Here is a 2,804-nt window from a genome sequence, read left to right as displayed (position 1 = left end):
GCGGCCCGGAACTCGGGTGAACGGCGCCGGCGCTGGCGTCCGGCTGGGGGATGAGTGATGTTGGTGTCCATGTGTCCGCGTGTAGATAAGCGGACACAAGCATCCTTCAGGGCAAGGCTGCTTTCAAGATGGGGTTTGCCGGACGGATACTCAGGAACGGAGCCAACAGCCGGTTTGTAGAGCAGGGCGATGCTTTCCCCCTCTGTGGTCAGGCGCCGCGCTTCGATGAGCTTGTGCAGGTGGCGCTGCAGCGTGCGGCGGTTGGGCTTGTCGCCCTGGCGCCGCTCGTCTTCCTTGTAGTGAATGTGTCGTGGCCAGTCGTCGGCTTGGGGCCGTTGGCTGACTGGTACCGGTTATAAGCTGCAGCTGGTCGATACCAAGGCTTCGCCTGTCTGAGCAGGTAGTGCATGCAGGTACAGCGGTACCGCCTGGGCGAATAGTTCTTGCAGCAAGACTCGCACGCCAATTCCAGCCACGGCCTCGCGTCGGCATCGACCCCCAATGTCCACGACCGAACGCGATCTGAAATTCAACCGGCCAGCGTCGGCCACCCCTAGCCGCACATTCAGAAGCGGTAGACCTCGCCGTCAGCCGGTACCCGCACGCGCTGCGCGTCCATCCCCTTCTCGGCGATGAAGTCACGCAGTTCCTTGCGCGTCTGCATGCCATGGTTGACCGCTTCCATATGAGTGCCGATCACCATGGCCTTCGGCGCGGCCTGGTGGGCACGCAGCAGGTCTTCCTTGCCCATGATGATCGAGCCCTTCAGTCCCTGGATGCGTGCATAACCGGTGTTGAGGATGATCACGTCCGGCTTGTACTGCTGGAGCGCGTCTTCGACATGGCGGTTCCATACCGTGTCGCCCGCCACATAGACCGTCTTGTGGCCGGGGCGCTGGAAGACGACGCCGGCGACGGACCCCAGCAGCTCGCCGGCGACGGCCATGGTCTTGTCGTCGCCATGCTGTCCGCCGGTCTTGCTCAGGCGCGTCCCGTTGAATACCGTGCTCTCGGTGAGGACGCGGACATCGGTGAAGCCGTCCTGGCGGATGCTGATGGCATCTTTTTCGTCCTGCACGAAGATCGGCATGCCCTTGGGCAGACGCTGCCTTGCGACCTCGTCCCAGTGGTCGAGATGGGTGTGAGTGACGATGATGGCATCGGCCTTCATCACCTCTTCGAGGGGCAACGGCAGATCGACCAGCGGGTTGCGCAGATGGCTGTTGTAGGTGCCCTCGAAGCCCGGGTAGGCCCCCTTCTTCGCCAGCATCGGGTCAATCAGGAAGGTCGTGCCGGCGTATTCCACCTTGAGGGTGGCATTGCGGATCTGCTGGATGCCCAGCGTCTGCTGAGCTGCGGAAGGGCTGGTGCTTGACGTGCCACAGGCGACCAGGAAAGCCACGCTGCTCGTGGCAAGTACGGTGCGCAACAGGTGAGTGAGGTTCATGTCAGTCTCGGTATTCAGGTAGACGAATGCACCGGACGGCTGTCCGATGTCTTGCTGGATTCTCCAGGGGAGAGTAATTCCTAGCCATAGGCCCGAATGACATTTATCGATAAGATCGGGCCATTTCCATCCTTCCTCCTGGCCCGCTCATGCAAGCCGTCCGAGTCACCGTCGTCGCCTTTGAGGGTGTCAGCCTGTTTCACCTCTCGGTCCCGAGCCAGGTGTTCGGCGTCGAACCCGCACCCTTGGGCCTTGCGCCCTATGAGGTGAGGTACTGGGCCCCTCGGCCCGGCCCTGTGCGCTGCTCGCAAGGTGTAGTGATCAACATCCCTAAAGGCCAGGACGTCATGTCCGATGCCGATCTGGTCATCGTGCCCGCCTGGAACGATCCGCAAAGGCCGGCACCGCCCGCGCTCACCGATGCGCTGCGCCGGGCGCACGAGCGGGGCGCGCAGGTAGTGGGCTTGTGCCTGGGCGCCTTCGTGCTCGGCGATGCCGGCCTGCTCGACGGCCGGCAGGCGACGACGCACTGGGCCTGCCGCGAACTCTTCGCGCAGCGCTTCCCGAAGGCCGACTTCCGGCCCGATGTGCTCTATGTCGATGACGGCGGCGTCATCACCTCCGCCGGCACAGTGGCCGCCATTGACTGTTGTCTGAACCTGGTGCGCCAGCGACACGGCGCCGACGTGGCCAACCGGGTCGCCCGGTTGCTGGTGACCCCGCCTCACCGGCAGGGCGGACAGGCCCAGTTCATCGAGCAACCGGTGCCGGAACTCCCCAGCGAGAACCGAATGCCCGGCGTGCTGGAGTGGGCGCGTGAGCGCCTGGCCGAACCGCTGTCACTGGACATCTTGGCCGATGTCGCGCACATGAGCCGGCGGACCTTCACCCGCCGCTTCCGAGAGGCTACTGGCACGACGGTCATCAAGTGGCTGGCTGGCGAGCGCCTGGCGCGGGCGCAGCAACTCCTGGAGACCACCCACCTGCCCATCGAGCGGATCGCCACCGCAGCGGGCTTCGGTACGTCCTTGTCCCTTCGTCAGCATTTCGCTGCGCAGCTCAAAACCTCGCCTTCGTCCTATCGACGCGCCTTCTTTGACGTGGATCGAAGAGGTCAGCCGCACCCTCCCGTCGTCGACTGACCGCGAGCCCATGCAGCAACGGTGTCTCTGTAGATCAAGTGTCGACTTCTAGAACTGTCTTTTGCTTGGTGTGAAATGACCGCCATGGGTCGGAACCGGACAACCAAGGGGAAGCGCCGAATGTCTGTCTCCGACCCTGAGCTGACATCCAGCTGGAAGCCTCAAAGCGGTCGCACAGGCAGGTTCAAGCGCATGCTAGAGCGTGTTATGAACTT

2 protein-coding genes are annotated in these 2,804 nt (G+C 63.5%); one reads left to right on the top strand and one right to left on the bottom strand.

Translation table 11 applies throughout. From position 1 onward, the window contains the following. Positions 1 to 565: 565 nt before the first annotated feature. On the bottom strand, positions 566 to 1,447 hold the full coding sequence (locus C6P61_RS17465; protein WP_105731161.1) for an MBL fold metallo-hydrolase: 882 nt from the start codon (positions 1,445 to 1,447) through the stop codon (positions 566 to 568). A gap of 149 nt (positions 1,448 to 1,596) precedes the next feature. Here C6P61_RS17465 and C6P61_RS17460 point away from each other — a divergent pair, with 149 nt between their 5' ends. Then, the gene (locus C6P61_RS17460; protein ID WP_105731160.1) at positions 1,597 to 2,589 is read left to right on the top strand and encodes a GlxA family transcriptional regulator; all 993 of its coding nucleotides are present in this window, start codon (positions 1,597 to 1,599) and stop codon (positions 2,587 to 2,589) included. Positions 2,590 to 2,804 lie beyond the last annotated feature (215 nt).

Source organism: Malikia spinosa (assembly GCF_002980625.1).
GTDB classification, from domain to species: domain Bacteria; phylum Pseudomonadota; class Gammaproteobacteria; order Burkholderiales; family Burkholderiaceae_C; genus Malikia; species Malikia spinosa.
This window is presented reverse-complemented; position numbering and strand designations above follow the sequence as displayed.